Source organism: Pseudorhodobacter sp. E13 (assembly GCF_003991405.1).
In the GTDB taxonomy this organism is placed as follows: Bacteria; Pseudomonadota; Alphaproteobacteria; order Rhodobacterales; family Rhodobacteraceae; genus Pseudorhodobacter.
Genome location: NZ_RPEN01000156.1, coordinates 1 through 26,473 on the forward strand (window position 1 = coordinate 1; position 26,473 = coordinate 26,473).

At 61.6% G+C, this 26,473-nt stretch carries 24 protein-coding genes and 1 tRNA gene; 18 read left to right on the forward strand and 7 right to left on the reverse strand.

Annotated elements, in window-relative coordinates; translation table 11 throughout:
• Together EGN72_RS19485 and EGN72_RS10845 are read left to right on the forward strand one after the other, a co-directional pair.
• Window positions 1–345: hypothetical protein (locus EGN72_RS19485; protein WP_233587115.1), on the forward strand; the 345-nt coding region annotated here is incomplete at its 5' end.
• Window positions 346–387: 42 nt separating this feature from the next.
• Window positions 388–1,269: a lytic transglycosylase domain-containing protein gene (locus EGN72_RS10845; protein WP_127047453.1), complete on the forward strand. Its 882-nt coding sequence runs from the start codon at window positions 388–390 to the stop codon at window positions 1,267–1,269.
• 210 nt (window positions 1,270–1,479) lie between these two features.
• Here the strand turns inward: EGN72_RS10845 and EGN72_RS10850 are convergent, their stop codons facing one another.
• Together EGN72_RS10850 and EGN72_RS10855 are read right to left on the reverse strand one after the other, a co-directional pair.
• Window positions 1,480–2,109: a 3-oxoacid CoA-transferase subunit B gene (locus EGN72_RS10850; RefSeq protein ID WP_127047455.1), complete on the reverse strand. Its 630-nt coding sequence runs from the start codon at window positions 2,107–2,109 to the stop codon at window positions 1,480–1,482.
• A gap of 2 nt (window positions 2,110–2,111) precedes the next feature.
• On the reverse strand, window positions 2,112–2,810 hold the full coding sequence (locus tag EGN72_RS10855; protein ID WP_127047457.1) for a CoA transferase subunit A: 699 nt from the start codon (window positions 2,808–2,810) through the stop codon (window positions 2,112–2,114).
• A 162-nt stretch (window positions 2,811–2,972) separates the two neighbouring features.
• Between EGN72_RS10855 and EGN72_RS10860 the strand changes: the two genes are divergently transcribed.
• Window positions 2,973–3,049, forward strand: a tRNA-Leu gene (locus EGN72_RS10860).
• Between the two features lie 15 nt (window positions 3,050–3,064).
• On the opposite strand, the gene uxuA is transcribed toward EGN72_RS10860, so the two are convergent.
• Complete coding sequence (gene uxuA / locus EGN72_RS10865) at window positions 3,065–4,264, reverse strand: mannonate dehydratase (RefSeq protein WP_127047459.1); 1,200 nt, start codon at window positions 4,262–4,264, stop codon at window positions 3,065–3,067.
• Between the two features lie 270 nt (window positions 4,265–4,534).
• Between uxuA and EGN72_RS10870 the strand changes: the two genes are divergently transcribed.
• The 7 genes from EGN72_RS10870 to EGN72_RS10900 all read left to right on the forward strand — a co-directional run bounded on the left by EGN72_RS10870 (window position 4,535) and on the right by EGN72_RS10900 (window position 12,203).
• The gene (locus EGN72_RS10870; RefSeq protein WP_127047461.1) at window positions 4,535–5,452 is read left to right on the forward strand and encodes a lipid A-modifier LpxR family protein; all 918 of its coding nucleotides are present in this window, start codon (window positions 4,535–4,537) and stop codon (window positions 5,450–5,452) included.
• 104 nt (window positions 5,453–5,556) lie between these two features.
• The gene (locus tag EGN72_RS10875; RefSeq protein WP_127047463.1) at window positions 5,557–6,630 is read left to right on the forward strand and encodes a Hint domain-containing protein; all 1,074 of its coding nucleotides are present in this window, start codon (window positions 5,557–5,559) and stop codon (window positions 6,628–6,630) included.
• 180 nt (window positions 6,631–6,810) lie between these two features.
• On the forward strand, window positions 6,811–7,431 hold the full coding sequence (gene rpsD / locus EGN72_RS10880) for a 30S ribosomal protein S4 (protein WP_127047465.1): 621 nt from the start codon (window positions 6,811–6,813) through the stop codon (window positions 7,429–7,431).
• 117 nt (window positions 7,432–7,548) lie between these two features.
• Entirely contained in the window at window positions 7,549–9,201 is a 1,653-nt protein-coding gene (locus EGN72_RS10885) for a peptidoglycan-binding protein (protein WP_127047467.1), read from the forward strand.
• 121 nt (window positions 9,202–9,322) lie between these two features.
• On the forward strand, window positions 9,323–10,408 hold the full coding sequence (gene hisC, locus EGN72_RS10890) for a histidinol-phosphate transaminase (RefSeq protein WP_127047469.1): 1,086 nt from the start codon (window positions 9,323–9,325) through the stop codon (window positions 10,406–10,408).
• Window positions 10,408–11,355, forward strand: a complete 948-nt coding sequence (locus tag EGN72_RS10895) for a prephenate/arogenate dehydrogenase family protein (RefSeq protein ID WP_127047471.1) — start codon at window positions 10,408–10,410, stop codon at window positions 11,353–11,355. Before hisC ends, EGN72_RS10895 begins: the two co-directional genes overlap by 1 nt.
• Complete coding sequence (locus tag EGN72_RS10900) at window positions 11,352–12,203, forward strand: extensin family protein (RefSeq protein ID WP_127047473.1); 852 nt, start codon at window positions 11,352–11,354, stop codon at window positions 12,201–12,203. The genes EGN72_RS10895 and EGN72_RS10900 overlap by 4 nt, the downstream gene beginning before the upstream one ends.
• 128 nt (window positions 12,204–12,331) lie before the next feature.
• Here the strand turns inward: EGN72_RS10900 and EGN72_RS10905 are convergent, their stop codons facing one another.
• Window positions 12,332–13,318 carry a DUF2125 domain-containing protein gene (locus EGN72_RS10905; protein ID WP_127047475.1) on the reverse strand — a complete coding sequence of 329 codons (987 nt, stop codon included), beginning with the start codon at window positions 13,316–13,318 and terminating at the stop codon, window positions 12,332–12,334.
• A gap of 66 nt (window positions 13,319–13,384) precedes the next feature.
• Here EGN72_RS10905 and EGN72_RS10910 point away from each other — a divergent pair, with 66 nt between their 5' ends.
• The 5 genes from EGN72_RS10910 to EGN72_RS10930 all read left to right on the forward strand — a co-directional run bounded on the left by EGN72_RS10910 (window position 13,385) and on the right by EGN72_RS10930 (window position 18,760).
• The gene (locus EGN72_RS10910; protein WP_127047477.1) at window positions 13,385–13,930 is read left to right on the forward strand and encodes a gamma-glutamylcyclotransferase; all 546 of its coding nucleotides are present in this window, start codon (window positions 13,385–13,387) and stop codon (window positions 13,928–13,930) included.
• A 67-nt stretch (window positions 13,931–13,997) separates the two neighbouring features.
• Window positions 13,998–15,194 (forward strand): biopolymer transporter ExbB, encoded by a 1,197-nt coding sequence (locus EGN72_RS10915; RefSeq protein ID WP_127047479.1) that lies wholly within the window; start codon window positions 13,998–14,000, stop codon window positions 15,192–15,194.
• Between the two features lie 3 nt (window positions 15,195–15,197).
• Entirely contained in the window at window positions 15,198–17,207 is a 2,010-nt protein-coding gene (locus EGN72_RS10920; protein ID WP_127047481.1) for a peptidoglycan -binding protein, read from the forward strand.
• Window positions 17,208–17,246: 39 nt separating this feature from the next.
• On the forward strand, window positions 17,247–18,314 hold the full coding sequence (locus EGN72_RS10925) for an agmatine/peptidylarginine deiminase (protein WP_127047483.1): 1,068 nt from the start codon (window positions 17,247–17,249) through the stop codon (window positions 18,312–18,314).
• Window positions 18,311–18,760 (forward strand): hypothetical protein, encoded by a 450-nt coding sequence (locus EGN72_RS10930; RefSeq protein WP_127047484.1) that lies wholly within the window; start codon window positions 18,311–18,313, stop codon window positions 18,758–18,760. The genes EGN72_RS10925 and EGN72_RS10930 overlap by 4 nt, the downstream gene beginning before the upstream one ends.
• 122 nt (window positions 18,761–18,882) lie before the next feature.
• Here the strand turns inward: EGN72_RS10930 and EGN72_RS10935 are convergent, their stop codons facing one another.
• From EGN72_RS10935 to gloB, 3 genes are all read right to left on the reverse strand, one after another.
• Window positions 18,883–19,839 (reverse strand): M23 family metallopeptidase, encoded by a 957-nt coding sequence (locus tag EGN72_RS10935; protein ID WP_127047486.1) that lies wholly within the window; start codon window positions 19,837–19,839, stop codon window positions 18,883–18,885.
• A complete protein-coding gene (gene clpA / locus EGN72_RS10940; protein WP_127047488.1) occupies window positions 19,836–22,157 on the reverse strand; it encodes an ATP-dependent Clp protease ATP-binding subunit ClpA in 2,322 nt (773 codons plus the stop codon). Before clpA ends, EGN72_RS10935 begins: the two co-directional genes overlap by 4 nt.
• 179 nt (window positions 22,158–22,336) lie before the next feature.
• On the reverse strand, window positions 22,337–23,110 hold the full coding sequence (gloB, locus tag EGN72_RS10945) for a hydroxyacylglutathione hydrolase (RefSeq protein WP_127047490.1): 774 nt from the start codon (window positions 23,108–23,110) through the stop codon (window positions 22,337–22,339).
• 62 nt (window positions 23,111–23,172) lie between these two features.
• Between gloB and EGN72_RS10950 the strand changes: the two genes are divergently transcribed.
• From EGN72_RS10950 to atpA, 3 genes are all read left to right on the forward strand, one after another.
• Entirely contained in the window at window positions 23,173–23,946 is a 774-nt protein-coding gene (locus tag EGN72_RS10950) for a class I SAM-dependent methyltransferase (protein WP_127047492.1), read from the forward strand.
• A gap of 427 nt (window positions 23,947–24,373) precedes the next feature.
• Window positions 24,374–24,934, forward strand: coding sequence for a F0F1 ATP synthase subunit delta (locus EGN72_RS10955; RefSeq protein ID WP_127047963.1), 561 nt, complete (start codon window positions 24,374–24,376; stop codon window positions 24,932–24,934).
• A complete protein-coding gene (gene atpA, locus EGN72_RS10960; RefSeq protein WP_127047494.1) occupies window positions 24,935–26,473 on the forward strand; it encodes a F0F1 ATP synthase subunit alpha in 1,539 nt (512 codons plus the stop codon). It begins immediately after the preceding gene.

Genomic DNA, 26,473 nt, shown 5'->3' on the forward strand with positions numbered 1-26,473 from the left:
CTTCAGTTTCATAGCATGTTCCCTTTCGAGGAAGTTGAGCATCAGGTTTCAAAACCGTTTCGGATCGTCTCGGTCAGGCCTCTGTTCCGTCCCGATACCCGCTGCGGTATGACTTTGTTAAACACCCTGAATGTGGCAGGCGTTCGCAAGGAAACAGGCATTTTCAAGTGCGTCGCATTTTCTTCAATTCCGGGCAGACTGTGTCGCAAAGCCCCGCCTTTGCTGGGGTTTTGGACAGTGGATGTGCCAAGCAAGGGCCGCCTTCGCTGTGGCATTCCGGCCAATCTGGGCGTTCCGGCCACAATTTGGCAGGGAAAAACAGTGGTCAGATGGGGCGATTCCTGACATGCTGGGCGCAATAAACAAGAAAAGAGCAGTCAGCATATCATGCCGCATAAGGCGCATTTGAAAGCCATTGCCGCTTTGGCAATCGGAGGCTTGGCTTTTGTGGGCCTCGCTGTGGCGCAGACTGCGCCCTATCAAGAAGATTTTTCGGCCCGTCGCGTTGTGGTGCCGAAAAAGCAAAGCGGGCCGCGGATCACCGTGCAGATCGACCCGGCAGAGCAGGCAAAGCGGCTTGCGGTCGCCCCCAAACCCGCCGCGGCCCCCGCGCAAGACGAGGCAGACAGCGAAATCGCTTCGGCGGCGGGGCTGGCCCCTGTCACCCCGACTGCCGCCTATGGCTGGTATTGGGACAAGGTGCCGACAGCGCAAGGCGCCAAGGATGGTCGCTTCACGCTGGCCATGGCCAATCTGTCGCAAGGCCCGGCCGGGGCATCGGTGCGGGCGCCGCGCATGCAGCACCTTCAGGAAGTCGCCACCCGCTATGGCACCGAAATATTGAAAGCGACGATCGGCACCAGCGTCTCTCCGGCTTTGGTGCTGGCCGTGATCGGTGTGGAAAGCGCGGGCCAGCCCGAGGCGGTCAGCTCTGCCGGGGCGCAGGGGTTGATGCAGTTGATCCCGGCCACGGCGGAACGCTTTGGCGTCACGGATGCCACTGACCCGGCCCAGAATATCAAGGGCGGCGTTGCCTATCTGAACTGGCTGATGGGGGAGTTTGACAGCGACCCGCTGATGGTTCTGGCCGCGTATAATGCGGGCGAAGGGGCGGTGCGGGCCAATAATGGCGTGCCCCCCTATGCCGAAACGCGCGACTATGTGCCAAAGGTGCTGGCCGCCTGGCAGGTCGCCCAAGGCCTGTGCCTGACCCCGCCGGAACTGGTGACGGACCCTTGTGTTTTCAAGGTGATTTCTGCGGGCGGGTGATGGGCGCGCGCGCTGGACCCTAAAAAAAGCCGGGGGGGCAGCCCCCCCGGACCGAGCCAAAAGCCGGGGGGCAAGCCCCCCGGACCGAGCCAAAAGCCGGGGGGCCAGCCCCCCGGACCCCCCGGGATATTTTTGCCGAAAAGAAAGCGGGCGCGGTCAGGGTTGCTCTGTCCGCGCCCGCGAGGTTTTTGATGTCAGGTCGTGGTTGTGTCAGGCAACAATCGTGGCTTCGGTTGCGGCGCGCAACTCGGCTTCGGTGACGCCATCGGCGCATTCGACGATTTTCAGCCCGCCTTCGACCACGTCCAGCACGCCCAGATTGGTAATGATGCGGTCCACCACGGCCTTGCCGGTCAGGGGCAGGGTGCATTGTTTCAGCAGTTTGCTCTCGCCGTGCTTGCTGGTGTGGTCCATCACCACCACCACACGGCCCACGCCTGCGACCAGATCCATCGCGCCGCCCATGCCTTTGACCAGCTTGCCGGGGATCATCCAGTTCGCCAGATCGCCGTTTTCGGCCACTTCCATCGCGCCCAGAATCGCCATGGCGATCTTGCCGCCGCGGATCATCGCGAAGGATTGCGCGGAATCGAAGAAGGCCGTTTGTGGCAGTTCGGTGATGGTTTGCTTACCTGCGTTGATCAGATCGGCGTCTTCCTCCCCTTCAATCGGGAAGGGGCCCATGCCCAGCATGCCGTTTTCCGATTGCAGCGTCACCTCGATCCCTTCGGGGATATAGTTGCTGACCAGCGTCGGGATGCCGATGCCAAGGTTGACATACCAGCCGTCTTGCAGCTCCTGTGCCGCGCGTGCGGCCATTTGGTTGCGGTCCCATGCCATGATCAAGACGCCTTTCTGACGGTGCGCTGTTCGATACGTTTCTCATGCGCGCCTTGGATCAGGCGGTGCACATAGATGCCGGGCAGGTGGATCGTATCGGGGTCGAGGCTGCCCAGCGGCACGATTTCCTCCACCTCGGCGACGCAGATCTTGCCGCAGGTCGCCGCAGGCGGGTTGAAGTTGCGCGCGGTTTTGCGGAACACGAGGTTGCCCGAGGGGTCCGCCTTCCAGGCCTTGACGATGGACAGATCGGCCACGATGCCGCGTTCCATGATGTATTCCTGCCCGTCGAAAGTCATCACCGGCTTGCCTTCGGCAATCACCGTGCCCACGCCGGTTTTGGTGTAAAAGCCGGGGATGCCCGCGCCACCGGCCCGCATCCGTTCGGCCAAAGTGCCTTGCGGGTTGAATTCCAGCTCCAGCTCGCCCGACAGATATTGCCGCATGAATTCGGCATTTTCGCCGACATAGGATGAGATCATCTTTTTCACCTGCCGGGTTTCCAGCAGCATCCCAAGGCCGAACCCATCCACGCCCGCGTTATTGGATGCAACCGTCAGGTTCTTGGTGCCCGCATCGCGGATCGCCGCGATCAGCAGTTCCGGAATACCGCACAGCCCAAACCCGCCCGCCGCAATCAGCATCCCATCGAACAAAACGCCGTCCAAGGCCGATGACGCATCCTTGTAAATCTTCTTCACGCAAGTTCCCCCCGCATTGTGATGCCACAGTTTTGGCGAAGCCCGCAGCCCAAGTCAATTGCTGCGGCGCGGCGGAGCCGCTTTTCTGCCCGCCGCGCGCCGGGCTTGTGCATCTTGCCGGATTGATCGTCGCCGCCGGTGCTGTTAGAGCGGTTCGCGGTCGGGCCCATACTCCAATAGGTAGAGAGAGTGGACTTAAACTCCATCCAGTCTGGGTTCGAGTCCCAGTGGGCCCACCACCTTTTCGCAAAGCCCTAGCCGTGGGACAGTGCGGCAATCACCCCGCGCAGTTCCGCCAGCCCTTTCAGCCGCCCGATAGAGGGGTAGCCCGGTTGCGCCTGCCGCTTCAGGTCGTCCAGAATGTCTTGGCCATGATCGGGGCGGAAGGGGATAGAGGCATCCACGCGCCCTGCAGCTTTGCGGCGGGTTTCTTCGCGCAGGGCGGCCGCAATCACGGCGACCATATCGGTATCGCCGCCCAGATGCTCTGCCTCGTGGAAGGAACCGAAAACCCGGTCGGATTCACGTTTCACATTGCGGAGATGCAGGAATTGCACGCGGTCGCCCAAGCGGTCCATCATGCCGGGCAAGTCATTGTCGGGCCGCGCCCCAAGCGAGCCGGTGCATAGGGTGATGCCATTGGCAGGCAGGTCGACGGCTTGCATCAGCGCGGTGTAATCGGCCTCGGTCGACATCACGCGCGGCAGGCCCAGCAGCGGCACCGGCGGATCATCGGGGTGGCAGCACAGGCGCAGCCCCAATTCCTGCGCCACCGGGGCAACCTCGGTGATGAAATCCACCAGATGCGCGCGCAACTGATCTGCGCTGATCTGGTCATATTCCGCCAGATGGCGGCGCACATCCGCCAACGAGAAATTCTCGGCAGCACCGGGCAGGCCAAAGACGATATTGCGGGCCAGCGCATCGCGGGCGGCATCATCCATCTTGGCAAACCGCTCTGCGGCGGCGGCGCGCAAGGCGTCGTCATAATCCGCCTCTACCCCCGGCCGTTTCAGGATATGCAGATCGAAGGCGGCAAAATCCGTCAGGTCAAAGCGCATGCAGGTCGCGCCGGAAGGCAGGCGATAGGCAAGATCGGTGCGGGTCCAATCCAGCACCGGCATGAAATTGTAGCAAATCACCTCTACCCCGGCGGCGGCAAGGTTGCGCATGCTGGCCTTATAGGCGGTGATATGGTCGCGCCATGCGCCCTTTTGCTTCTTGATATCCTCTGACACGGGCAGGCTTTCCACCACATCCCAAGTCAGAGTGGAGGGGCCGCCATCGCGCATCGTGGCGATCTCGGCTTTGCGCTTTTTGATCTGTTCCAGTGACCAGACCTGACCGGTGGGCACATGATGCAGCGCAGTCACGATACCTGTCGCCCCGGCCTGACGCACATCATCAATCGAAACCATGTCCTTTGGCCCGAACCAACGCCATGTTTGCCGCATGCTGCTTATCCTTTTTACCGAGGGCTTTTCTGCGGGCTTTTCTGGCCGCTTCGCCCCTTTGCGCGCTTTGCCTTGATGTAGCAAACCTGCCGCTTGGTGACTAGTATGGAAGCGTGGACCGCGTGGATGATACGCCGGGAAACTGCGGCCTTCGGGGCACAGGCGCGGGGCAAGTTGCGCCGGGCTGCGGGCTTTGACTGGCCAAACGCGCCGCGCGCCGCTTAGATTGGCGATGCGAGTGGGGGCTCGACTGTTGGTTTGGAATATCTGATGCGTAAAGCCCTGACTGCGATTGCCGCTGCCCTTTTGTCCCTGCCGCTGCTGGCACAGCCCCTTGCGGCACAAGATCACAAGACCTTGGGCTTTGGCCGATTCTTCAACAATGATGCCTTGGGCGATGGCAAGGACCGTTGGCGCACAGGCTCTTACGCTTTGTCGATTGTTCGCGGGCAGGGCTGGGACGGGGTCTTGCCGAACCAGATCGGCGCGCTGCTGGAATACCGCCTGCGGACCGAGATCATCGCACCGGAAAACCTTGCCAAACCCGCCGCGATGGATCGCCGCTATGTCGGGGCCTTCTCGGCAGGGCTGCATTCGCATTTCGCGCGCGGCGCTGTGGATATGCGCGTCGGGCTGGATGTGGTCGCAACCGGGCCGCAAACCGGGGTGGGCAAGTTGCAGCGCCAGTTGCACAAGATATTCGGCATGGCGACGCCGGGCGATCTGTCGATGCAGATCCCCAATCACGTCTATCCGACCCTCTCGGCCGAACTGTCCCGCAGCTATGATCTGGGCCCCGCCCACCTGCGCCCCTTTGCCGAGGCACAGGCCGGTGTGGAAACCTATCTGCGGGTCGGGGGCGATATCAGCTTTGGCAGCTTTGGTCAGGGCAGTCTGATGCTGCGCGATCAGGTGACAGGCCACCGCTTTACCGGGGTGCAAGGCGATGCGGGCCAAGGGTTCAGCTTTACACTGGGCGGTGATGTGGCCCGCGTGTTCGACACCGCCTATCTGCCCGACGGGGGTTCCGTTACGTCAAGCGATGCGCGCGGGCGACTGCGCGCCGGTGTGAACTGGCGCGGCGAAAAATCCCAGATATTTTATGGCGTTACCCATCTTGGCTCCGAATTCAAAGAGCAGAAATCCGGCCAGACACTCGGCTCGCTCCGGCTCCATATTCGATTCTAGCAATACGATTCCCGCAAACTGTGGCTTTCCTGCTATAGCCAAGCGGAATCTCGCCTGTTAACCTTCGTTTATAAACTATAAAAAAACGAGCAGGCACACAGGCAATGGGAACGGGCTTCAAGGGCACGTTCGTCATCTCTTGGTCACAGACAGAAACAGACGGCCTGAAGGCCGCACCGTTGGACGTTCTTGCCGTTGGCGCCTCGTGGCGCTGGACGGGTGAGACAGTGCGCGTCGACGGGGCGCAGGACGTTTTGCTTCTGGAAGGGGCTTTGGGGGCAGCGGACATACGGAAAAAAGCGGCGCGCACCGTGCGCCGTCTGATCGGCGCGGCGCTTCCGGTGGGTGGGGACCCTGCGGCAGGCGTGGCCGATCATGATCTTGATGCGCCCGAACAGGGCTTCATCGTCACCAATGGCACCCACAGCTATACCGTCACCTTGATCGAGGTGCCCGACACCGGCGCGCGGCTGTTGATGTTCGTGGATGAAATCCCGCCCCGCGATGTCGATCTGTGGGTGGTGCGACTGGCGATTGACCGCACCGCACAGGCGGCAGGCGCGCGCGCGGCGGGCGGGGTGATCTGCTTTACCCCCGGCACCGCCATCCGCACCGCCGATGGGGCCAAGCGGATCGAAGATCTGCGCCCCGGCGACTGGATTTCCACCAAGGATAACGGCCAGCAGGAAATTCTGTGGACGGGCCACCGCCGCATGACAGGCGCGCGGCTGCACGCCATGCCGCATCTGCGCCCCATCCGCTTCCGTGCCGGCGCTTTGGGTCTTGGCCGCCCGGATGACGATTTGCTCGTCTCGCCCCAGCACCGGATGCTGGTCAACGGCCCCGCAGCACAGGCCTTGTTCAACACCAGCGAAGTTCTGGTCGCCGCCGAAGACCTGATCAATGATGTGTCGATCACCGTCGATCATACCCAGCGCGAAGTCACCTATATCCATATTCTGCTGGAACGGCATCAGGTGATCTGGGCGAACGGGCTGGAAACCGAAAGCTTCCACCCCTCCAACACCGCGCTGGATACGGTGGCCCCCGAACAACGGGCCAGCCTGCTGCACCTGCTGCCGGGGCTGGAGGTGAACCCGCATGTCTATGGCGATTATGCGCGGCGCAACCTGTCCGGCTCGGAAGCGGCGATCCTGATGCACAGTCTGGCCGCCTGATCGGTCAGCCCCTGTTGACACGGCCAATCGGGCCTGTATAAGCCCGCCAGTCCCCGGATGTATGTCCGGGGATTTTCATTGGTGTTGGTGGCCCCCGCAAGGGGAACCCTGTCACCCAAAGCCAGAAATGGCCGCGGGGAAGGACAACGCCCTTCAAAAACGTAAAGAAGGAGATCAGAGATGACCAAACGCACCTCTGCCAAGCACAAAATTGACCGCCGCATGGGCGAAAACATCTGGGGCCGTCCGAAATCCCCGGTGAACAAGCGTGAATACGGCCCCGGCCAGCACGGCCAGCGCCGCAAGAACAAACTGTCTGACTTCGGCACCCAGCTGCGCGCCAAGCAAAAGCTGAAGGGTTACTACGGCGACCTGACCGAAAAGCAGTTCCGCAAGATCTATACCGAAGCAGAACGCGTAAAGGGCGATACCGGCGAGATGCTGGTGGGCCTGCTGGAGCGTCGTCTGGACGCCATCGTTTACCGCGCGAAATTCGTGCCGACCGTGTTCGCGGCCCGTCAGTTCGTGAACCACGGCCATGTCACCGTGAACGGCCAGCGCGTGAACATCGCGTCCTACCGTTGCAAAGAAGGCGACGTGATCGCGGTTCGTGACCGTTCCAAGCAACTGGCCATCGTGCTGGAAGCTGTGGCCCTGGCCGAGCGTGACGTGCCCGACTACATTGAAGTCGATCACTCCAAGATGACCGCGACCTTCGTGCGCACCCCGACCTTGGGCGATGTGCCCTATCCGGTTCAGATGGAACCGAACCTCGTGGTCGAATATTACGCCAAGAACTGATCTGCCCCAAACGGGACAATCGAGAACGCCGCCCCCAACCGGGCGGCGTTTTTTCTTGCGTGCAGGGGAAATTGCATTACTTTTTTCGCCAGTTTTTTTTGAACTGAGAGATTAGCTATGCCCATTTCCATTTCAGCCCCTGTGGGGGACAAGAATCGTATCACCAAACCGGACCCGAAGAAGAAGGCCGAGAAATTCAAACCCGTTGCGAACAAGGCCGCAGATGTCGAATTGGTGCAGCTTATGCTGGTGGCCAATGGCTATGCGGTCAAGGTTGATGGCAAATGCGGCAGCGGTCTGATCTCGGCGATCAGATCTTTTCAGAAATCCGCGCTGGGCTTCAACAAACCGGACGGGATCGTTGATCCGGGCGGCAAGACATGGGCCAAAGGGCAGGGCGCGCTGGAGGCGAAGATAAAAGCCGATGCCGATGCCTTGGCCAAGCGCGTCGAAGTGGTCGCCGATGGCAAGCGGATAGCGGTAGAACAAGCGGAATTTGACAAGAAAGAAGAAGAATACCGCAAGAAATGTCTGGCCGAATTTACCGTGATGTATAATCGCGCCGATGTTTGGCGGAACATTCTCTATGACGCCGAGAAGATTGCCTCGGGCGCCGAAGGGCTAAGCATGGCTTTTGCCGAATTCACGGTGCGGTCGTTCAACGCGGTGGCGAAACCGCCCCTGAAAGAGGTGAACGCCGCCTGCGATGCCGCCCATGACCTGATGTGCCTTGTGCAACGCCGCAAGCCGGATTGGGCCAAGGTCAAAGCCCGCCTTCCCCGCGCGATCAAGCTGATCAATGCCGGCTCGAAAGCCTATGAAAAATGGTGCACCGCGCGTGACGGCACCGCTGGCATGATCGTGGGCAAGTTGGAAATGGTGCGCGAGGGGGCCTTTCTGGCCGTCGAACTTTACATGACGGCCCGCCTCTTGCCCAAATTCAAGAACCCGGCCGCCGCCCATGCCGCCGCGGCCGCCTCTACCGAGGCCCTGAAAGGCTCTGCGACCGAATTGGGCGAATATCTGGCAGGTTCCAATGTTACGCTCTCTGGCTCTGCGTGGAAAGTCATGTCCGCCTCCATCGTCACGGGGATCGCGGGGGCTGTTGGTGGCAAGATCAGCAGCGGTTTCGCCAAATCCGCGCATAAAACCTTCGCGGCACAATTGGCCCCGATGATGAAAACCCCGGCAGGCAAGAAGGTCGTCGATACGTTCCTGAACAAGTTTCTGGATAGCAAAGCGGCCCAAGCCCTTGTGGAAAACGCCGCCAAAGAAACGGTCGGCCTGTTCAAACCCGTTCTGGAAAAGGGGGCGGCCCCTTCCAAGCAAGAGGTGGAACAAGCCGTTCTGAAGGCGCTGATGGCCCCGGTTTTTGCTGCGGCCCCTTTGAAAGGCCTTGTGAAATTCGAATCCGCGGCCAACAGCCGAGTGGGGGCGCTGGTTTCCGAAAAGCTGACCCCCGCGATCAGCAAGAAGGTCGTAAAAGACCTCAGCAAGATCTATGATCCCAAAACCGTCGAATTCGTCGTGAAACAGATGCGCGATATCGACAAGGTTTTCATGACAGAACTGTCCCAAGCCGCGCGTGACAAAGCGGTCGAAACCTATGTGGTCTCGGCGGTCACAGCCAGTGACGGCACGGTCAACGAAAAGCAGCTTGACCGTCTGGGTGAGGCGGCGCTGCGCCGGGACCGCGAGCTGTCGGCGGGCATCGAGACGATCCTGCGCGAAAAGATCGAACGCGAGGTGAAGGCCAAAGCCAAGAAATAACCTGGCGCAATGTGACCGGCGCGGCGGATTTTACGACGCTGGTCCAAATCGCGGCATTCCGGCACTGGTCAGACCGCTCGCAAGCCGTTAACAAGGCGCAGCATCTCGGGGGAGCGCTGGTATGACGTCTGAAATTCGGCCACAGCCGGGCATCATGGATATCGCCTTGTATGAAGGCGGTGCAGCCACGGTGGCGGGCAAATCCAACACGATCAAGCTTTCGTCCAATGAAAACCCCTTTGGCCCCTCCGACAAGGCCAAAGAGGCGTTTTCGCGCTCGGTCCATCAGTTGCATCGCTACCCCTCCACCGATCACGCCGCCCTGCGCGCCGCGATTGCCGAGGTGCAGGGCCTTGATGCCGACCGGGTGATCTGCGGTGTCGGCAGCGATGAGATCATCCATTTCCTGTGTCAGGCCTATGCCGGGCCGGGGGATGAGGTGCTGTTCACCGAACACGGCTTTCTGATGTATCGCATTTCGGCCATGGCCGCAGGGGCCACCCCGGTCGAGGTCGCCGAACGCGACCGCACCACCGATATCGGCAACCTGCTGGCGGCCTGCACCGAACGCACCAAACTTGTGTTCATCGCCAACCCCAACAACCCGACCGGCACGATGATTTCCGCCGCCGAAGTGGCGCAACTGGCCGAAGGCCTGCCGCCACAGGCGATCCTTGTGCTGGATGGGGCCTATGCCGAATATGTCGATGGCTATGATGGCGGGCTGTCGCTGATCAACGCCCGCGACAATGTGGTGATGACGCGCACCTTCTCCAAAATCTATGGCCTGGGGGGGCTGCGCATTGGCTGGGGCTATGGCCCCAAGGCGATCATTGATGTGCTCAACCGGATTCGCGGCCCGTTCAACCTGTCCAATACGCAGCTAGAGGCCGCCGAGGCCGCGATGCGCGATCAGGATTATATCAGCCGTTGCCGCGCCGATAACGCCCGCATGCGCACATGGCTGGCCGAGGCGCTGGCCGAACTCGGCGTGCCCTCTGATACCTCGCTGGCCAATTTCGTGCTGGCCCGTTTCGCCGATGCCGCCGAGGCGGAAGCTTGCGATGCCTATCTGCGCGATCAAGGGCTGATCGTGCGCCGCGTGGTGGGCTATAAACTGCCGCATTGCCTGCGCATCACGGTGGGCGATGAAAGCGCGTGCCGCCGGGTGGCCCATGCTGTGGCGCAGTTCAAAGGCAAGCGCTGATGGCAGTGATCTATGAAAAAGTCGCCCTGATCGGGTTGGGCCTTATCGCATCCTCCATGGCCCATGCCATGCGGCAGCGCGGGTTGGCTGTCACCATCACCGGCCATGCCAAATCTGCCGCCAGCCGGGATGCCGCGATGGAACTGGGCTTTTGCGATGCGGTGTTCGAGACGGCAGCGCAGGCGGTGGAAGGTGCCGATCTGGTGGTGCTGGCCGTGCCCGTGGGCGCGATGGAGGCGATTGCCGCCGAAATCGGTCCGCATCTGAAACCCGGTGCCACTGTCACCGATGTCGGCTCGGTCAAACAGGCGGTGATTGCGGCCGTGGCCCCGCATATGCCCGATCATGTGCATTTCATCCCCAGCCACCCGCTGGCAGGCACCGAACATTCCGGCCCGCGCTCAGGCTTTGCCACGCTGTTTGAAAACCGCTGGTGGTTGCTGACCCCGCTGGACGGTGCCGAGGCCAGCGCCGTCACCCGCCTGCGCAACCTGTTCGAGGCGATGGGCGCCAATGTCGAAGAAATGGACGCCCCGCATCACGATCTTGTGCTGGCCGTCACCAGCCACACCCCGCACCTGATCGCCTATACGATGGTGGGCGTGGCCGATGATCTGCGCCGTGTCACCGATAGCGAAGTCATCAAATATTCCGCCGCAGGCTTTCGCGATTTCACCCGTATCGCGGCCTCTGATCCGACCATGTGGCGCGATGTGTTCCTGACCAACAAGGACGCCACGCTGGAAATTCTTGGCCGCTTCACCGAGGAACTCTTTGCCCTGCAACGCGCCATTCGCAAAGGCGATGGCGACCATCTGCACGCCTATTTCACCCGCACCCGCGCCATTCGCCGGGGTATCATTCAGGCCGGGCAAGATACGGCAGCACCCGATTTTGGCCGGGGCGGCCCCGCCGCAAAGCAGGTGCAAAACGAAGGTGCCGCATGAAACGCGCGCTTGCCCTTGCCTTGGCCCTTGGGGTTCCGGCCTTTGATGCCGTGATGGCCGAAACCTCTATCCGCCCCATGCCGCGCCCGGCGCTGGCGGCAACAGAGGCGCCCACCACCGCAGGCACGCCGACCACCGTGGTGCAGGATGCGGTGGCCGAGCTTGTGCAAAACGCCTCTTTCGCGGTGCCAGACAGCCCGGCACGCTCTATCCGTCCGATGCCGCGGCCTGAAATCCGGCAAGCCTCTGCCGCCGCGCCGCAAAAGAAAGGCGTGCTGGGCAAGCTGTTCGGCCCCAAGTCAAAGAAAGACACCGCCCCGCAACAAAGCCTCACGGGGTCTGTCTGCAACAGTCCGGGCATCCGTGGCACTGCCATTCCCACCATTCGCGGTGCGGCCAAGGGCTGCGGCGTCGAAAACCCGGTGCGGGTGACGGCGGTGGATGGTGTGAAACTCAGCACCCCCGCAACGCTGGATTGTGACACCGCGCGCGCCTTGCAGGACTGGGTCAGCGAGGCGCTGCAACCTTCCTTTGGGCGGGCCGAGGTGACGGGCCTGCGCGTTGCCGCCCATTACGCCTGCCGCACCCGCAACAACCGCCCCGGCGCGCGGATCAGCGAACATGGGCGCGGCAAGGCGATTGATATTGCGGGCATCCAATTCGCCGATGGCTCCGAACTCACGATTCTGGAGCATTACAAAGGCAGCAAGGGCAAACCCATCCGCGCCGCCCATAAAAGAGCCTGCGGCATCTTTGGCACCACCCTTGGCCCCGGTTCAGATGGCTATCATCAGGATCATTTGCATCTGGATACCGCGCAGCATCGCAACGGGCCTTATTGCAAATAAGCCGGGCGCGGGCTTGTGGCCAAAGCTTAATATTTTGTGAATTTTTCGGCATGTCTTGTTGAAAATCAACAGGTTAAGCGGCATTCCGCGCGCGATTCCCAGTGCGGAATCGCACCCCTACCGCAGCCCTATCGCAGCCTAGGGGCAGGGCCCACCACCAGCGGCCCGATCCGGGTCTGGCCCTCGCGAAACTGAAGCGGCAATTCAATCGCCGCATCCCCTGCCGCCCCCAAGGACAGCAACCGCGCCGCCTGATCCCACATCCCGCGATCCTTCACCGCGATCACCCCCATCGCCTCGGCCACATCCAGCGCGACTTCCCAGTTTTCCAGCCGCAGCGTGGCCTCGCCTTCGGCAAAGCCTGCGCTATCGGCCACCACGCTGCCTTTCGCGATCACGCTCATATCGCCCCAATCGACGCGCATATCCTTCAGGATCAGCTCTGTGATCTGCGGGCGGCTTTGCAGGGCCATCCGGTCCAGCGGGGCCGTGAACCCCGCCACCGCATCGACCCGCAGCAAACGCACCTGATCGGGCAAGGCCCCGGCCAGCACCGCCGTCAACCCGGCATCGGGTTGAATTCCCGCCACCTCCAGCCCGATTTCGTGCCTATCCGCGCGGCTCGCATCCTGCCGGGTCGCGAAATGGATCGAGGCGGCCCGCACATCCCAGCCTTTGTCGCCCAAGGCCACCACATCCTCACCCACCAGCACCAAGCGGTCCAGCGGCAGCGCGGGCAGGGGCTGCACCACCACGCTGGCCTGCAATTTCCCGGCTTGCAGGGTAATCGCCTCGCCCGGCAGGCTGATCCGCTGTTCGGGGGGGAAGGCCGCAATGACATGCCAAGGCTTGTAGCTCAGGCTTAGCACCTGAAAGAACGGGGCCTGCCATTGGATGCCGCTGTCCGGGTCGCCGATTTCGGGGGTGGTCACTGTCAGATCAAAACGATTGGGAAAGCCTTGCACCGCCAAGGCCTCATAGCGGGCGGTTTTGCCCGCCGCGTCCATATTGGCAAACCAGCCTGCGGCCCCGGCCTCAAACCCGCGCGCGCCGATGAACCAATAGCCGCACCACAGGCAGCCCAGCACCACAACCAAACCTGTCAACCAGCGCATCCTGCGGCCCTCTTTCCATTCCGTTCGATTTGCTGTCTACAAGGCCGAAAGGCAGAGGACCAGAGGATGCAAAAACCACTTTGGGTGTTTGGCTACGGATCGCTGATCTGGAACCCCGGTTTCCCCGTGGCCGAACAGCGGGTCGCCTGCTTGCACGGTTGGCATCGCAGCTTTTGTATGCGCTCCATCCATCATCGCGGCACCGAAGCCAACCCAGGCCTTGTGCTGGCGCTGGACCGGGCGGCGGGGGCCCTGTGCCACGGGGTTGCCTTTCGCGTGCAGGACGGGGCCGAAGCGGAAACGCTGGCCGCGCTGCGGGAACGCGAACTGATTTCTTCCGCCTATCTGGAGGATTGGCTGCCGCTGGAGATTGACGGGGCCGAGGTGACGACGCTTTGCTATGTCATCGACCCGGACCATGACCAGTATTGCGGGGGGCTGCCGCTTGCCGAACAGGCCCGTATCATCGAACAGGCCGTGGGCGGGCGGGGGCCGAACTGCGAATATCTGTTCAACACCGCCGACCATCTGGCGCAACTGGGCATCGCCGACCCCGATCTGGTCTGGCTTGCCGATCAGGTTCGCGCCTTGCGAGCCGATCACGCGAAATGATGGTTGGCAGGCGTGCCGCCGCGCCGTAAGTTAAGCCGATACAGTGCAGAAGGGTCATAAGCGCCGCATGGACAAGACCACAGCCGAGGCCGAGTTGTCATTCACCCATCCGATCCGTCAGATCGTTCTGATGCTGATCGTGATTGCCCTTGTCATCCTTGGCGCCACCGTGGCCTGGGGGCAGCTTTCAGGGGTGTTTCTTGCAAATATCTGGCTGAACGGCTTTATCGGGCTGGTTTTCATTTTCGGCGTGCTGGCCTGTTTCTGGCAGGTCTTTCAATTGATGCAATCGGTGCGCTGGATTCTGGATTTCGCGGGGCGCGATGGCCCGGTGGATACTGCCTTGGCCCCGCGCCTGCTGGCCCCTTTGGCGGCCTTGCTGCGCAGCCGGGGCGCGCGGATGCAAATCTCTGCCTCCTCCTCTCGCTCTATTCAGGACAGTGTGGCCACCCGCATCGACGAGGCCCGCGACATCACGCGCTATCTGGTCAATCTGTTGATCTTTCTTGGCCTTTTGGGCACGTTTTACGGGCTGGCCACCACGGTGCCTGCCGTAGTCGAAACCATCCGCAACCTTGCCCCGCAGGAGGGCGAAACCGGTATGCAGGTGTTTGACAAGCTGATGGGCGGGCTTGAGGCGCAGCTTGGCGGCATGGGCACGGCATTCTCATCCTCGCTTCTGGGCTTGGCCGGGTCGCTGGTGGTGGGGCTGCTGGAACTGTTTGCCAGCCACGGCCAGAACCGCTTTTACCGCGAGTTGGAGGAATGGCTGTCCACGATCACGCGGCTTGGCTTTTCCTCGGGCGATGGCGAGGGGGGCGACCTGTCGGGCTTGGGCGGGGTCATGGACCAGCTTGCCCGCCAGTTGGAAACGCTGCAAAACCTGTTCGTGCAGGCCGATGTGTCGCGCAGCCTTGCCGATGAACGGCTTGGCAATCTGGCCGAGGCGGTGAAGGACCTGTCGGCCAAGGTGCAATCGGGCGGGCATGTTCAGGAACAACTTGCCGGGATTGCGACCGCGCAAACCGCCTTGCTGACCCGCATCGCCGAGGCGCAAGAGGCGGCAACAGGCGCGCAAAAGGCCGAAGACAGTATCGACGCCGAAAGCCGAATGCGCCTGCGGTCGATCGACGTGCAATTGCTGCGTATTCTGGAAGAGATTTCCGCCGGACGGCAGGAAAGCGTGTCTGACCTGCGCGCCGATATTGCCGGGCTGACGAATGCGGTGCGGCAATTGTCACGCAACCCGACAAGCCGGGGTTGAGCCATGGCTCTCAGCCGCCGCTCCAGCCAAAAGATGAACGGCTCTATCTGGCCGGGCTTTGTGGATGCGATGACGGCGCTGTTGCTGGTGCTGATGTTCGTGCTGTCGATCTTCATGATCGTGCAATCGGTGCTGCGCGAAACCATCGACAGCCAAGACCATGAACTGGATGCCTTGACCGAACAGGTGGCCAGCCTTGCCGATGCCTTGGGGCTGGAGCGTAACCGCGCCGATGGCTTGGCGGTGGAGGTGGGGCGGCTGGGGGCTGATTTGACCGCAGCGCAGGCCGAAGGGGCGGCGCAAGCGGCGCTTGTGGCCACGCTGGGCGGGCAGTTGCAGGCGCGGCAGGCCGAGTTGGAGGCCGCGAGCGCGCGGATCGCCAGTTTTGAAGCGCAGGTGGCAAGCCTTTTGGCCGACCGCGATGCGGCGCGGGGGCAGGCCGCCACCTTGACCGCCGCTGTGACCGAATTGGAAGCCGCGCAGACCCGGTTGATCTCGGAGCAAGAGGCGCTGAACCTTGCGCTTGCCCGCGCCCGGTCCGAGGTGGATGCCCAGGCCGAAGCCGCCCGCCTTGCTGCTGCCCGGCGCGAGGCGCTGGATGCGCTGGTGGCGGATTTGCAGGCGCAGGTGGCCGCCGGAAAGGCGAGCCTTGCCGACACGCTGGCCCGGTTGACCGAGGCCGAGGGCAAGCTGGACAGCCGCGGCGCGGAACTGGTGGCCTTGGCCGCCAAGCTGGGGCAGGCGACTGCCGCACAGGCCGAAACGGCAACAGAGGCGGCGCAATTGCAGGCGGAGGTGGTGCGGCTGCAACAAGAATTGCTGTTGGCGCAGGCGGCAGGCCAGAACATCGAATCCCTGCAAGCCCGGATGGCCGAGCTTGAAGCGCAATTGACCGAGGCCGAAAAGAGCCGGCTGGCCGAACTTGCCGCCGCCGAAGCCTTGCGCCAGCGCCTGCAAGGGGTGGAAACCTCATTGACCGAGGAAGAAGCCGCGCGACTGGCCGAAGCCGCCGCAGCGCAGGCGCTGCGCGAGCGGCTGGCCGGGGTAGAGGCGGCGCTGAGCGAAGAGGAAAAAGCCCGCCTTGCCGATCAAGCTGCCGCCGAAGCGCTGCGGGCCAAACTCGCGGCATCCGAGACAGAATTGACGGCGATGACGCTGGCGCTGGAAGAACAGCGCAAACGGGCGGAGGAAACGCTGACCTTGCTGGCGGCGGCACAGGCGGCTGCCAACCAGAACGATGCCGATCTGACCGGCAAGGACGCCTTGCTTGCCACCGCCCGCGCGGCCTTGGCCGAAGAAGAGGCGCGAGGGGCGGAAAATGCCCGGCGGGTCGCGCTGTTGAATGAACAGATCGCCGCCTTGCGGGGACAGTTGGGCGCGCTGCAAGGGTTGCTCGATGCCTCACAGGAACGGGACGCCGCCTCGAATGTGCGGCTGGAGGCTTTGGGCACCCAGTTGAACACGGCGCTGGCGCAGGTGGCTGCCGAACAGAAAAAACGCGCCGAGTTGGAAGAGGCCGAACGTAAGCGGCTGGAAGCGGAAACCAAGAAACTGGAAAACTTCCGGTCGGAATTCTTTGGCCAGTTGCGCGAGGTTTTGGCGGGGCGCGACGGGGTGCGGATTGTGGGCGACCGCTTCGTGTTTTCCTCTGAGGTGCTGTTTCAACCCGGCTCTGCCGATCTGGCCCCCGAAGGGCGGCGCCAGATTGCGGGTGTGGTGGCCACGCTGCGCGAGGTCTCTGGCCAAATTCCCGCAGGGATTGATTGGATCATCCGGGTTGACGGGCATACCGACAATGTGCCGCTGTCGGGCGCGGGCGAATTCGCCGATAACTGGGAGTTGAGCCAGGCGCGCGCCCTGTCGGTGGTGCGCTTCATGCAGGATGATCTGGGCTTTCCGCCGGGTCGGATGGCGGCGACCGGCTTTGGGGAATGGCAACCTGTCGCGGCAGGCAATTCCGAAGCCGCCCGCGCGCAGAACCGCCGGATTGAGTTGAAGCTGACAGAGAGATAGGCTTTGCGCGTGTCGCAAGTTGGCTTGGGGAAGGGGAACATGCAAAGGCGGAATGTTCTGAAAGGCGCGGCAGCCGGGATGGTGATGGGAATGACGGGCGCACCTGTGCTGGCTGGGCAAACGGCCTTTGTGGTGCCACCCGAGGAGGCGAAGCATCAGCGCAGTTTCCTGCAATGGCCGGTCAGCACAAAGGTGCATCCTGACCCGGTGTTTCGCGACATGATCCAGCAAACCATTGCCGATATCGCCAATAGGATCAGTGCATTTGAACCCGTGACCCTGCTGATGGCCGCCGAACACCAAGCGGCGGCGCGCAAGAAACTGTCAGGCGCGGTGGAGATTTGGGATATTGCAACCGATGATCTGTGGTGCCGCGATGCGGGGCCGCTTTTTGCCAAATGCGCCGATGGCAGTCTGGTTATCAGCCATATTCAGTTCAACGGCTGGGGTGGCAAGCAGGTGCATGGCAATGATGGCAAGATCGCCGCCGCCATCGCCGCGCGCCTAGGGGTAGAGGTGATCGCCTCGGGCCTTGTGGGCGAGGCAGGCGGGGTAGAGCATGATGGGCATGGTTTGCTGGTGGCGCATGAAAGCTCTTGGGTGAATGGCAATCGCAATCCGGGTCTAAGCCGGGATGAGATTGGCGCGCGGCTTTTGGCAGCTTTCGGGGCAGAGCGGATTATCTGGACGCCGGGGGTGAAGGGGCTGGATATTACCGATTATCACATCGACAGCCTTGCGCGGTTTACCGGACCGGGGCGGATGCTGATCAACCTGCCAGACGACCCGGACCCGGATGACCCGTTTCACGCCGCAGCGCTGGAAACCCGTGACAGGCTGGAGGCAGCCGGGGTGGGGCTGGAGGTGATCCCCGAACCCGCAGTGCGGCGGGTAGAGGCGGAGGATTTCGTGGCATCCTATGCGAATTATTACGTTTGCAATGATGCGGTGATTGCGGCCGAATTTGGGGATGCGGCGGCGGATGCACTGGCGCGGGAGGCATTGCTTCGGGCCTATCCGGGGCGTGAGGTGGTGATGTTGAACGTGGACCCATTGGGTGAGACTGGCGGCGGCATCCATTGCGCAACCCAGCAGATGCCCGCATGAGCTGGTTTGCCCGCCATAGCGCAGCCCTTGAGGCGGGGGCCACGCTGGTGACGGCCCTTGTGGCGGTGGTGGCCCTGCTCGGGGTGAAATGGCAGTTGGATGAGGCCGACCGGCTGAGTGCCTTGCAATCGGCGCGCGAAGCGTATCGCGGGCATTTGGTGTTGGCTGTCGGCGCGCCTGACTTTGCCGCGCCCGCCGATGGCTGTGCCGTGCTTGCCTCAGCGAAAGGGGGGGCGTATCGCGCATTTGTCGATCATCTGCTCTATGCGGCGGAGCAGATGCTGTCAGTCGAGGCGGGGTGGGAGCCTACGTTTTTGGCGGAAATTGCCGGGCATCAGGATTATTTTTGCTCGGTTGAGGGCCCTGTGGGCGACAGTGATGCGGTGGCGGCCGTGATTTCGCAGTTTCGCAGCAGCGGGTGCCCGGCCAAGCCGACCTGCCAGTAAGGGCTTGTTACATTGAAAAACCCGCTGTGGCGGGTTTTGCTGTATATTTGGCGCCCGGATTTTCGCGCGGCGGGTTTGGGGTAAATGGTGAATTGGATATTTGAGCCGGACAGAAAGCAGGGTCAGGGCAAGACCTTCAGGGTGAGGGATCCGTGGCCAAGTTCGGTTGTGCCGCGCCGATAGGTCAGTTGGCCTTGGTATATCCCGGAGGGCCAGTTGAGGCCGCGCAGGCGTTTGCCGATTGCGGGCATGGCGCGGGCTTGGGTTTTGTCGAATCTGATCGTTTCTGACAGGATTTCACCTTTTGGTCCGGTGAGGGTGAGTCTGAGCCTGTCGCCGGGGCGGGTGCCAAAGACATGGGCCCAAAGCACGAGGGCTGGGGAGTGTGCGCCGAGCGTGGGATTTTGGGCGGTGCCGGCTTTCACCGCCTCAAAGTCGGGGATTGCAGTGGCAAAGCCTGCGTCGACAAGACCGCCGGGCTGCATCGGGACGGGGGGCGACCACAGGCTGGGGGAGGTGGTGCCGCAGCTTGCGGTATCGCCGGGGGAAAACGGGTCAACCACCGCGCCGTTGTGGCGCAATGACAGGTGCAGATGTGGAAATTCGGTGTTGCCCGACAGGCCGATCTGGCCAAGCGCTGTGCCCGCAGTAACTGTGTCGCCGGGCTTGACGCGGAGGGAGCCTTGTTTGAGGTGGCAATATTGGGTTTCCCAGCCGTCCGCATGGGTGATCACCACCGCATTGCCGCAATCGCGATCGGTGATGTCGGGCGCGTTCGGGGCATTGGCCGCGATATCGGCCATGCCGTCGCGGGTGGTGCGAACCGTGCCGGGGGCTGCGGCCAGAACGGTGACACCGCGCGCCATATCCGCAAGCGTTGGCAGGGCAAAATCGGTGCCTTTATGGTCGTCATAACTGAGCGGGCCGCAGGTGAAATCTCGGGCGGCGGGGGTTGGATCACGGTCGGTGAATTGCTGGATGAAGCAGGTATCGCCAAGCCTGCAATCCAGCGGGAAGGCCAAAGAAAAGGCCCCCGCTTGCGCAGGGGCCAGAAGCAATGTGAGGGCGAGTGCCTTCATTCCGCCGTGAGCAGCGGGGTTTTGCGCCCGGTGATGCGGGGTTTGCCCGGCTCCTCGAAGGTGAGTTCGATGTCACCGTCCTTGGTGCCGACCTTGACGACGCCACCTTTCATCAGCTTGCCAAAGAGGAGTTCTTCTGCCAGCGGCTTTTTGATGTGTTCCTGAATCACGCGGCCCAGCGGACGCGCGCCCATCTTGTCATCATAGCCCTTTTCGCCCAGCCAGTTCGCCGCCTCTTCCGTCAGTTCGATATGGACATTGCGGTCCATCAACTGCGCTTCGAGTTGCAGCACGAATTTCTCAACCACCTGGCGGATGATTTCGCGGCCCAAGGGGGCGAAGCTGATCACCGCGTCAAGGCGGTTGCGGAATTCCGGCGTGAAGGTCCGTTCAATGGCGGCGGTATCTTCGCCGGTGCGACGGTCGCGGCCAAACCCAATGGCGGATTTGGACATTTCCTGCGCGCCTGCGTTGGAGGTCATGATCAGGATTACATTGCGGAAATCCACCGTCCGGCCGTTATGGTCGGTCAGCTTGCCGTGATCCATCACCTGCAACAGGATGTTGTAGACATCCGGATGCGCCTTTTCCATTTCGTCCAGCAGCAGCACGCAATGCGGATGCTGGTCGACGCCATCGGTCAACATGCCGCCCTGATCAAACCCGACATAGCCGGGCGGGGCACCGATCAGGCGGGAAACGGCGTGTTTCTCCATGTATTCCGACATATCAAAGCGCAGCAGTTCCACACCCAAAGTATTGGCCAGTTGCTTGGCCACTTCGGTTTTGCCCACACCCGTTGGCCCTGCGAACAGGTAGTTGCCGATGGGTTTTTCCGGCTCCCGCAGCCCTGCACGGGCGAGTTTGATGGCCGAAGACAGCGCCTCGATCGCCTTGTCTTGCCCGAACACCACGCGCTTGAGCGATTTTTCCAGATCGCGCAGCACTTCGGCATCGTCCTTGGAGACGTTCTTGGGCGGGATGCGGGCGATTTTGGCGACGACCGCCTCAATCTCCTTCACGCCGATGGTCTTGCGGCGCTTGGATTCGCTGACCAGATGCTGCGCGGCACCAGCCTCGTCGATCACATCAATCGCTGAATCCGGCAGTTTGCGGTCATTGATGTAACGCGCAGCCAGTTCCACAGCCGATTTGATCGCATCGGCGGTATAGCGCAGGTCGTGATGCTCCTCGAAATGCGGTTTCAACCCCATCAGGATCTTGATCGCATCCGGAACCGAAGGTTCATTCACGTCAATCTTCTGAAAACGGCGCGACAGGGCGCGGTCTTTTTCAAAGTGCTGGCGGAATTCCTTGTAGGTGGTGGAGCCCATGGTGCGCAGCTTGCCGCCCTGAAGCGCAGGCTTCAGCAGGTTGGAGGCATCCATCGCCCCGCCCGAGGTGGCACCTGCACCGATCACGGTGTGAATCTCGTCGATGAACAGGATGGCGTCGGGATGTTCCTCCATCTCTTTCACCACGGCTTTCAAGCGCTCCTCAAAGTCGCCGCGATAGCGGGTACCGGCCAGAAGTGCGCCCATATCAAGGCTGTAGATCGTGGCTTTGGACAAAATCTCTGGCGTTTCGCCATTGATGATTTTCCAAGCCAGACCTTCGGCGATGGCGGTTTTGCCAACACCGGGATCACCCACCAGCAGCGGGTTGTTCTTGCGACGGCGGCAAAGCACCTGAATGCAGCGCTCTACTTCGGATTCGCGGCCGATCAGCGGGTCGACATCGCCTTTCAGCGCTTTGACGTTCAGATCGACGCAATATTTCGACAGCGCGGATTCCTTGGCATCGCCCGCTTCGCCCTTGGGCGTTTCATGCTGATGCTCTTCCGCGCCGGTGATCGGGCGGGCCTCGCCGAAGGCGGGGTCTTTGGCGACGCCATGGGCGATGAAATTCACCGCGTCATAGCGGGTCATATCCTGTTCTTGCAGGAAATAGGCGGCGTTGGATTCGCGTTCGGCAAAGATGGCGACCAGCACATTGGCCCCGGTAACCTCATTGCGGCCCGAAGATTGCACATGAATCGCCGCCCGCTGGATGACGCGCTGGAAGGCGGCTGTGGGCACGGCCTCAGAGCCTTCGACATCGGTGACGAGGGTGGACAGATCATCGTCGATGAAATCGACCAGCGTTTTGCGCAGTTCTTTCAGATCGACCGAGCAGGCCTGCATCACGCGCGATGCGTCGGGTTCATCAATCAGGGCCAGAAGCAAATGTTCCAGCGTGGCAAGTTCGTGGCGCCGCGCATTGGCAAGTGCCAAAGCGCCATGGATTGCCTGTTCAAGCGTCGTGGAAAATGATGGCACGGTTCTGTGCTCCTCGTGTTCTGCTGGCCTTTCGGGCGATTACCCTGACGACCATGGCCTCATACCCTTAAGGTTCGGTTTTATTCTGGCGGCTTCAAGTCTTTTTTCCGAATATTTGAGCTTTCTGTCGCTTCTACGGAAAAAAGTGATGAGATGTGAGCGTTGCGGGGCGCGGACGGTCAGAATTTGTCCTTTCGCGCCCGGATTTCAGTGAAAACATCGACATCAGGGGCGTTTGGCATCCCAATCGCCGCTTTCACATCGGGGTTTCCAGCACGGAGGAACGGATTGGTTTTACGTTCTTGCGCCAGATCGGACGGAACGGTTGGCTTGCCTGTTGCACGCAGATCGGCCACCCGCCCTGACAACAAGATAAGCTGCGGATTTTCCGGTTCAAGGGATAAAGCGAAGGCGAGATTGCTGGCGGTATATTCGTGGCCGGAATACAGCTTTGTGTCATCGGGCAGGGCGGCGCATTTTGACAGGCTGGCCCACATCTGCGCGGGGGTGCCCTCAAACAGGCGGCCGCAGCCCATCACCATCAGGCTGTCGCCTGAAAACAGCGCCTGAGCGCCGGGGATGTGAAAGGCAATATGGCCAAGCGTGTGTCCAGACACATCAAAGACATGCACCGCCTCGCCGCAGATCGTGACGCTGTCGCCGTCTTTGAGCGGGTGATCGAGGGGGGGGAGGCGGTGGGCATCTTCTGCCGCGCCCCAGATGCGGGGTTTAGCGGGCAGGGCTTCCAGCAGGTCGGGCAGGCCGTCGACATGATCCCAGTGGTGATGGGTAAGCAAGATGTCCGTCAGCACCCAGCCGCGCGCAGACAAGGCGGCAAGGATCGGGCCGGCTTCGGGCACATCGACCAGCGCGGTTTGCCCGGAAGCCGCGTCATGCAGCAGGAAAGCATAGTTGTCGGACAGGCAAGGGATGGTCAGAATTTCAAGCGCCATGGTGTTTTGCCTTTCTTTGGGTAATGTTAGGGCAACTTCGCCCGAAAAAGGCCCCGTCTGCAATGCATCTTGATGTGCTCGACCTTCGTAACTTTTACTACCGGACCAAGCTGGGCCGGGTGGCGCAGCGTGCGATCCGGGATACGGTGGTGCGGTTGTGGCCGGACGCAAGCGGGCAAACCGTTGCGGGTTTTGGCTTTGCTGCGCCGTTGATGCGGCCCTATTTGCAGGATGCGCGTCGGGTGGTGGCCTTGATGCCCGCGCCGCAAGGGGTGATGCCCTGGCCTGCGGGCATGGCGAATGTGTCACTGCTGTGTGAGGAAACCGAGTGGCCGCTGCAAACCGGGATCGTGGATCGCTTGCTGATGCTGCACGGGTTGGAAACATCCGAACAGCCGTCGGCGGTGCTGGAGGAGGCAAGCCGCGTTTTGGGGCCGGGTGGGCGGGCCTTGTTCATTGTTCCCTCGCGGTCGGGATTGTGGGCGCGGCGGGATGGCACGCCCTTTGGCTATGGCCGTCCCTATTCGATGGGGCAATTGGAATCGCAACTCAAACGGCATGATTTCACGGTGGAGCGCAGCGTCTCGGCCCTCTATGCGCCGCCGTCAGGCCATCCGTTCTGGCTGCGCACGGCAGAGTTTTTTGAGCGTAATGGCCGCAGATTTGCGCCGTTTCTGGCTGGCGGCGTGCTGATGGTCGAGGTGTCCAAACAGCAGCGCGCCCCGGTGCAAGGCGGGCTTGGGGCCGTGGTGCGTCGCCCTTTGCGGGTTTTGGAAGGCATGGGGCAGGGCACCCCGGAACCCGCGCTGCGCGACGGGCCGTATCTGCATCGCTGAAAGCGGGTGGTGACGCCGCGGCACAAGCGCAGAATCGCAAGGCCCGCGCCGTGGGGATGTGCCATTGGCTGACCGCTAGATGCTGCAACGCAGCGCAAAGCCCCCACAACCGGGAAAAAGAATCACGAAAATTGTGATGATTGCCCCGCCGTTATTCTGCTTGCAGCAACAGATTTGCTGACGCAGGCTGCGGTTCAGCGGCCAAAATCGCCTTTAAACGCGGCCAAGGCCCGAAAATTCAGTCTGCCTTGCCAGCGCTGCGACATGTTAGCGCTTTTCACATGCAGTTTACCTTTTGTTGATGGTTGCGGCACAAATCCGCCTCTGCTACACCGCATCAAAATTCAGACGCATGCACTTGTATGCGCCATGCGATGCCCTTGTGTCGTTCAACACGATCCAAGGGCCTAATTTCGGAAGGGATGACGTGTCAGAACCAGCTTCGATCTCCTCCGGCATTGCTGCACGCTACGCCACCGCTCTGTTCGAGCTGGCGAAGGAAGGCAAAGGCCTTAAGGCGCTGGAGGGCGACATTGACGCTCTCGATGCCGCTTTGAACAGCTCTGCCGACCTGAAAGCCTTGATTGCCTCGCCGGTTTACACCCGCGAAGATCAGGGCAGCGCAATTGCCGCGATTGCCGCGAAAATGGGGCTTTCTGCCCTGACAGCCAACACATTGGCGCTGATGGCGTCCAAGCGCCGCCTGTTTGTGTTGCCGCATCTGACAAAGATTGTGCAGGAAATGATCAGCGTTGAAAAAGGCGAGGTGACCGCTGAGGTGACGTCTGCCGCCAAGCTGAGCGCTGCACAGGCCAAAGAACTCGCCGCTACACTGAAAGCCAGTGTCGGTAAGGACGTGAAACTGAAAACCGCTGTCGATGAATCCCTCATCGGTGGTCTTATCGTCAAGCTGGGCTCGACCATGATCGACACGTCGGTCAAGGCCAAGCTCGCGGCGCTCCAGAATGCAATGAAAGAGGTCGGATAAATGGGTATCCAAGCAGCTGAAATTTCTGCGATCCTCAAGGACCAGATCAAAAACTTTGGCAAAGACGCCGAAGTTGCCGAAGTCGGCCGGGTTCTGAGTGTCGGGGATGGTATCGCCCGCGTGCATGGGTTGGACAAAGTCCAGGCCGGTGAGATGGTCGAATTCCCCGGCGGGATTCGCGGTATGGCGTTGAACCTTGAAGTGGACAACGTCGGCGTCGTTATCTTCGGCGACGACCGGTCCATCAAGGAAGGCGACACCGTCAAGCGCACCAAGTCCATCGTGGACGTTCCGGTCGGTGACGAACTGCTGGGCCGCGTTGTTGACGGCCTTGGCAACCCGATCGACGGCAAAGGCCCGATCAAGACCAAGCAGCGTTCCATCGCGGACGTTAAGGCCCCCGGCATCATTCCGCGCCAGTCGGTGCATGAGCCGATGGCAACCGGCCTGAAGTCGGTAGACGCGATGATCCCGGTTGGCCGTGGCCAGCGTGAATTGATCATTGGTGACCGTCAGACCGGCAAAACCGCGATTGCGCTCGACACCATTCTGAACCAGGCGTCCTATAACAAGGCCGCTGGCGATGACGAAAGCAAGAAGCTGTATTGCGTTTACGTTGCGATCGGGCAAAAGCGTTCGACCGTTGCGCAATTGGTGAAGAAGCTGGAAGAAACCGGTGCGATTGCCTATACCACCGTTGTGGCCGCAACCGCTTCCGATCCGGCCCCGATGCAGTTCCTGGCACCCTATGCCGCGACCGCGATCGCCGAATATTTCCGCGACAATGGCCGTCATGCGCTGATCATCTATGATGATTTGTCCAAGCAGGCTGTGTCCTACCGTCAGATGTCGCTGTTGCTGCGTCGTCCTCCGGGGCGCGAAGCCTATCCGGGCGACGTTTTCTACCTGCACTCGCGTCTGCTGGAGCGTTCGGCCAAGCTGAACGCCGAACACGGCTCGGGGTCGCTGACCGCTTTGCCGGTGATCGAGACGCAAGGCGGCGACGTTTCGGCCTTTATTCCGACCAACGTGATCTCGATCACAGATGGTCAGATCTTCTTGGAAACCGAACTGTTCTATCAGGGCATCCGCCCCGCTGTGAACACCGGTCTGTCGGTGTCGCGCGTTGGTTCGTCGGCACAGACGGATGCGATGAAATCGGTGGCTGGTCCGGTGAAACTGGAACTGGCGCAGTATCGCGAAATGGCGGCCTTTGCGCAGTTCGGTTCTGACCTTGATGCCTCGACCCAGCAGTTGCTGAACCGCGGCGCGCGTCTGACCGAGTTGATGAAGCAGCCGCAGTATTCGCCGCTGACCAACGCTGAAATCGTTTGCGTGATCTTCGCGGGCACCAAGGGTTACCTTGACAAGATCGCCGTGAAAGATGTCGGTCGCTATGAGGCGGGCTTGCTGAAGCACCTGCGTTCCAACCATGCGGATCTGTTGGCGGATATCACCAACAACGACCGCAAGGTGAAGGGCGAGCTTGAAGACAAGATCAAAGCCGCGTTGAACGCATACGCCAAAGATTTCGCCTAA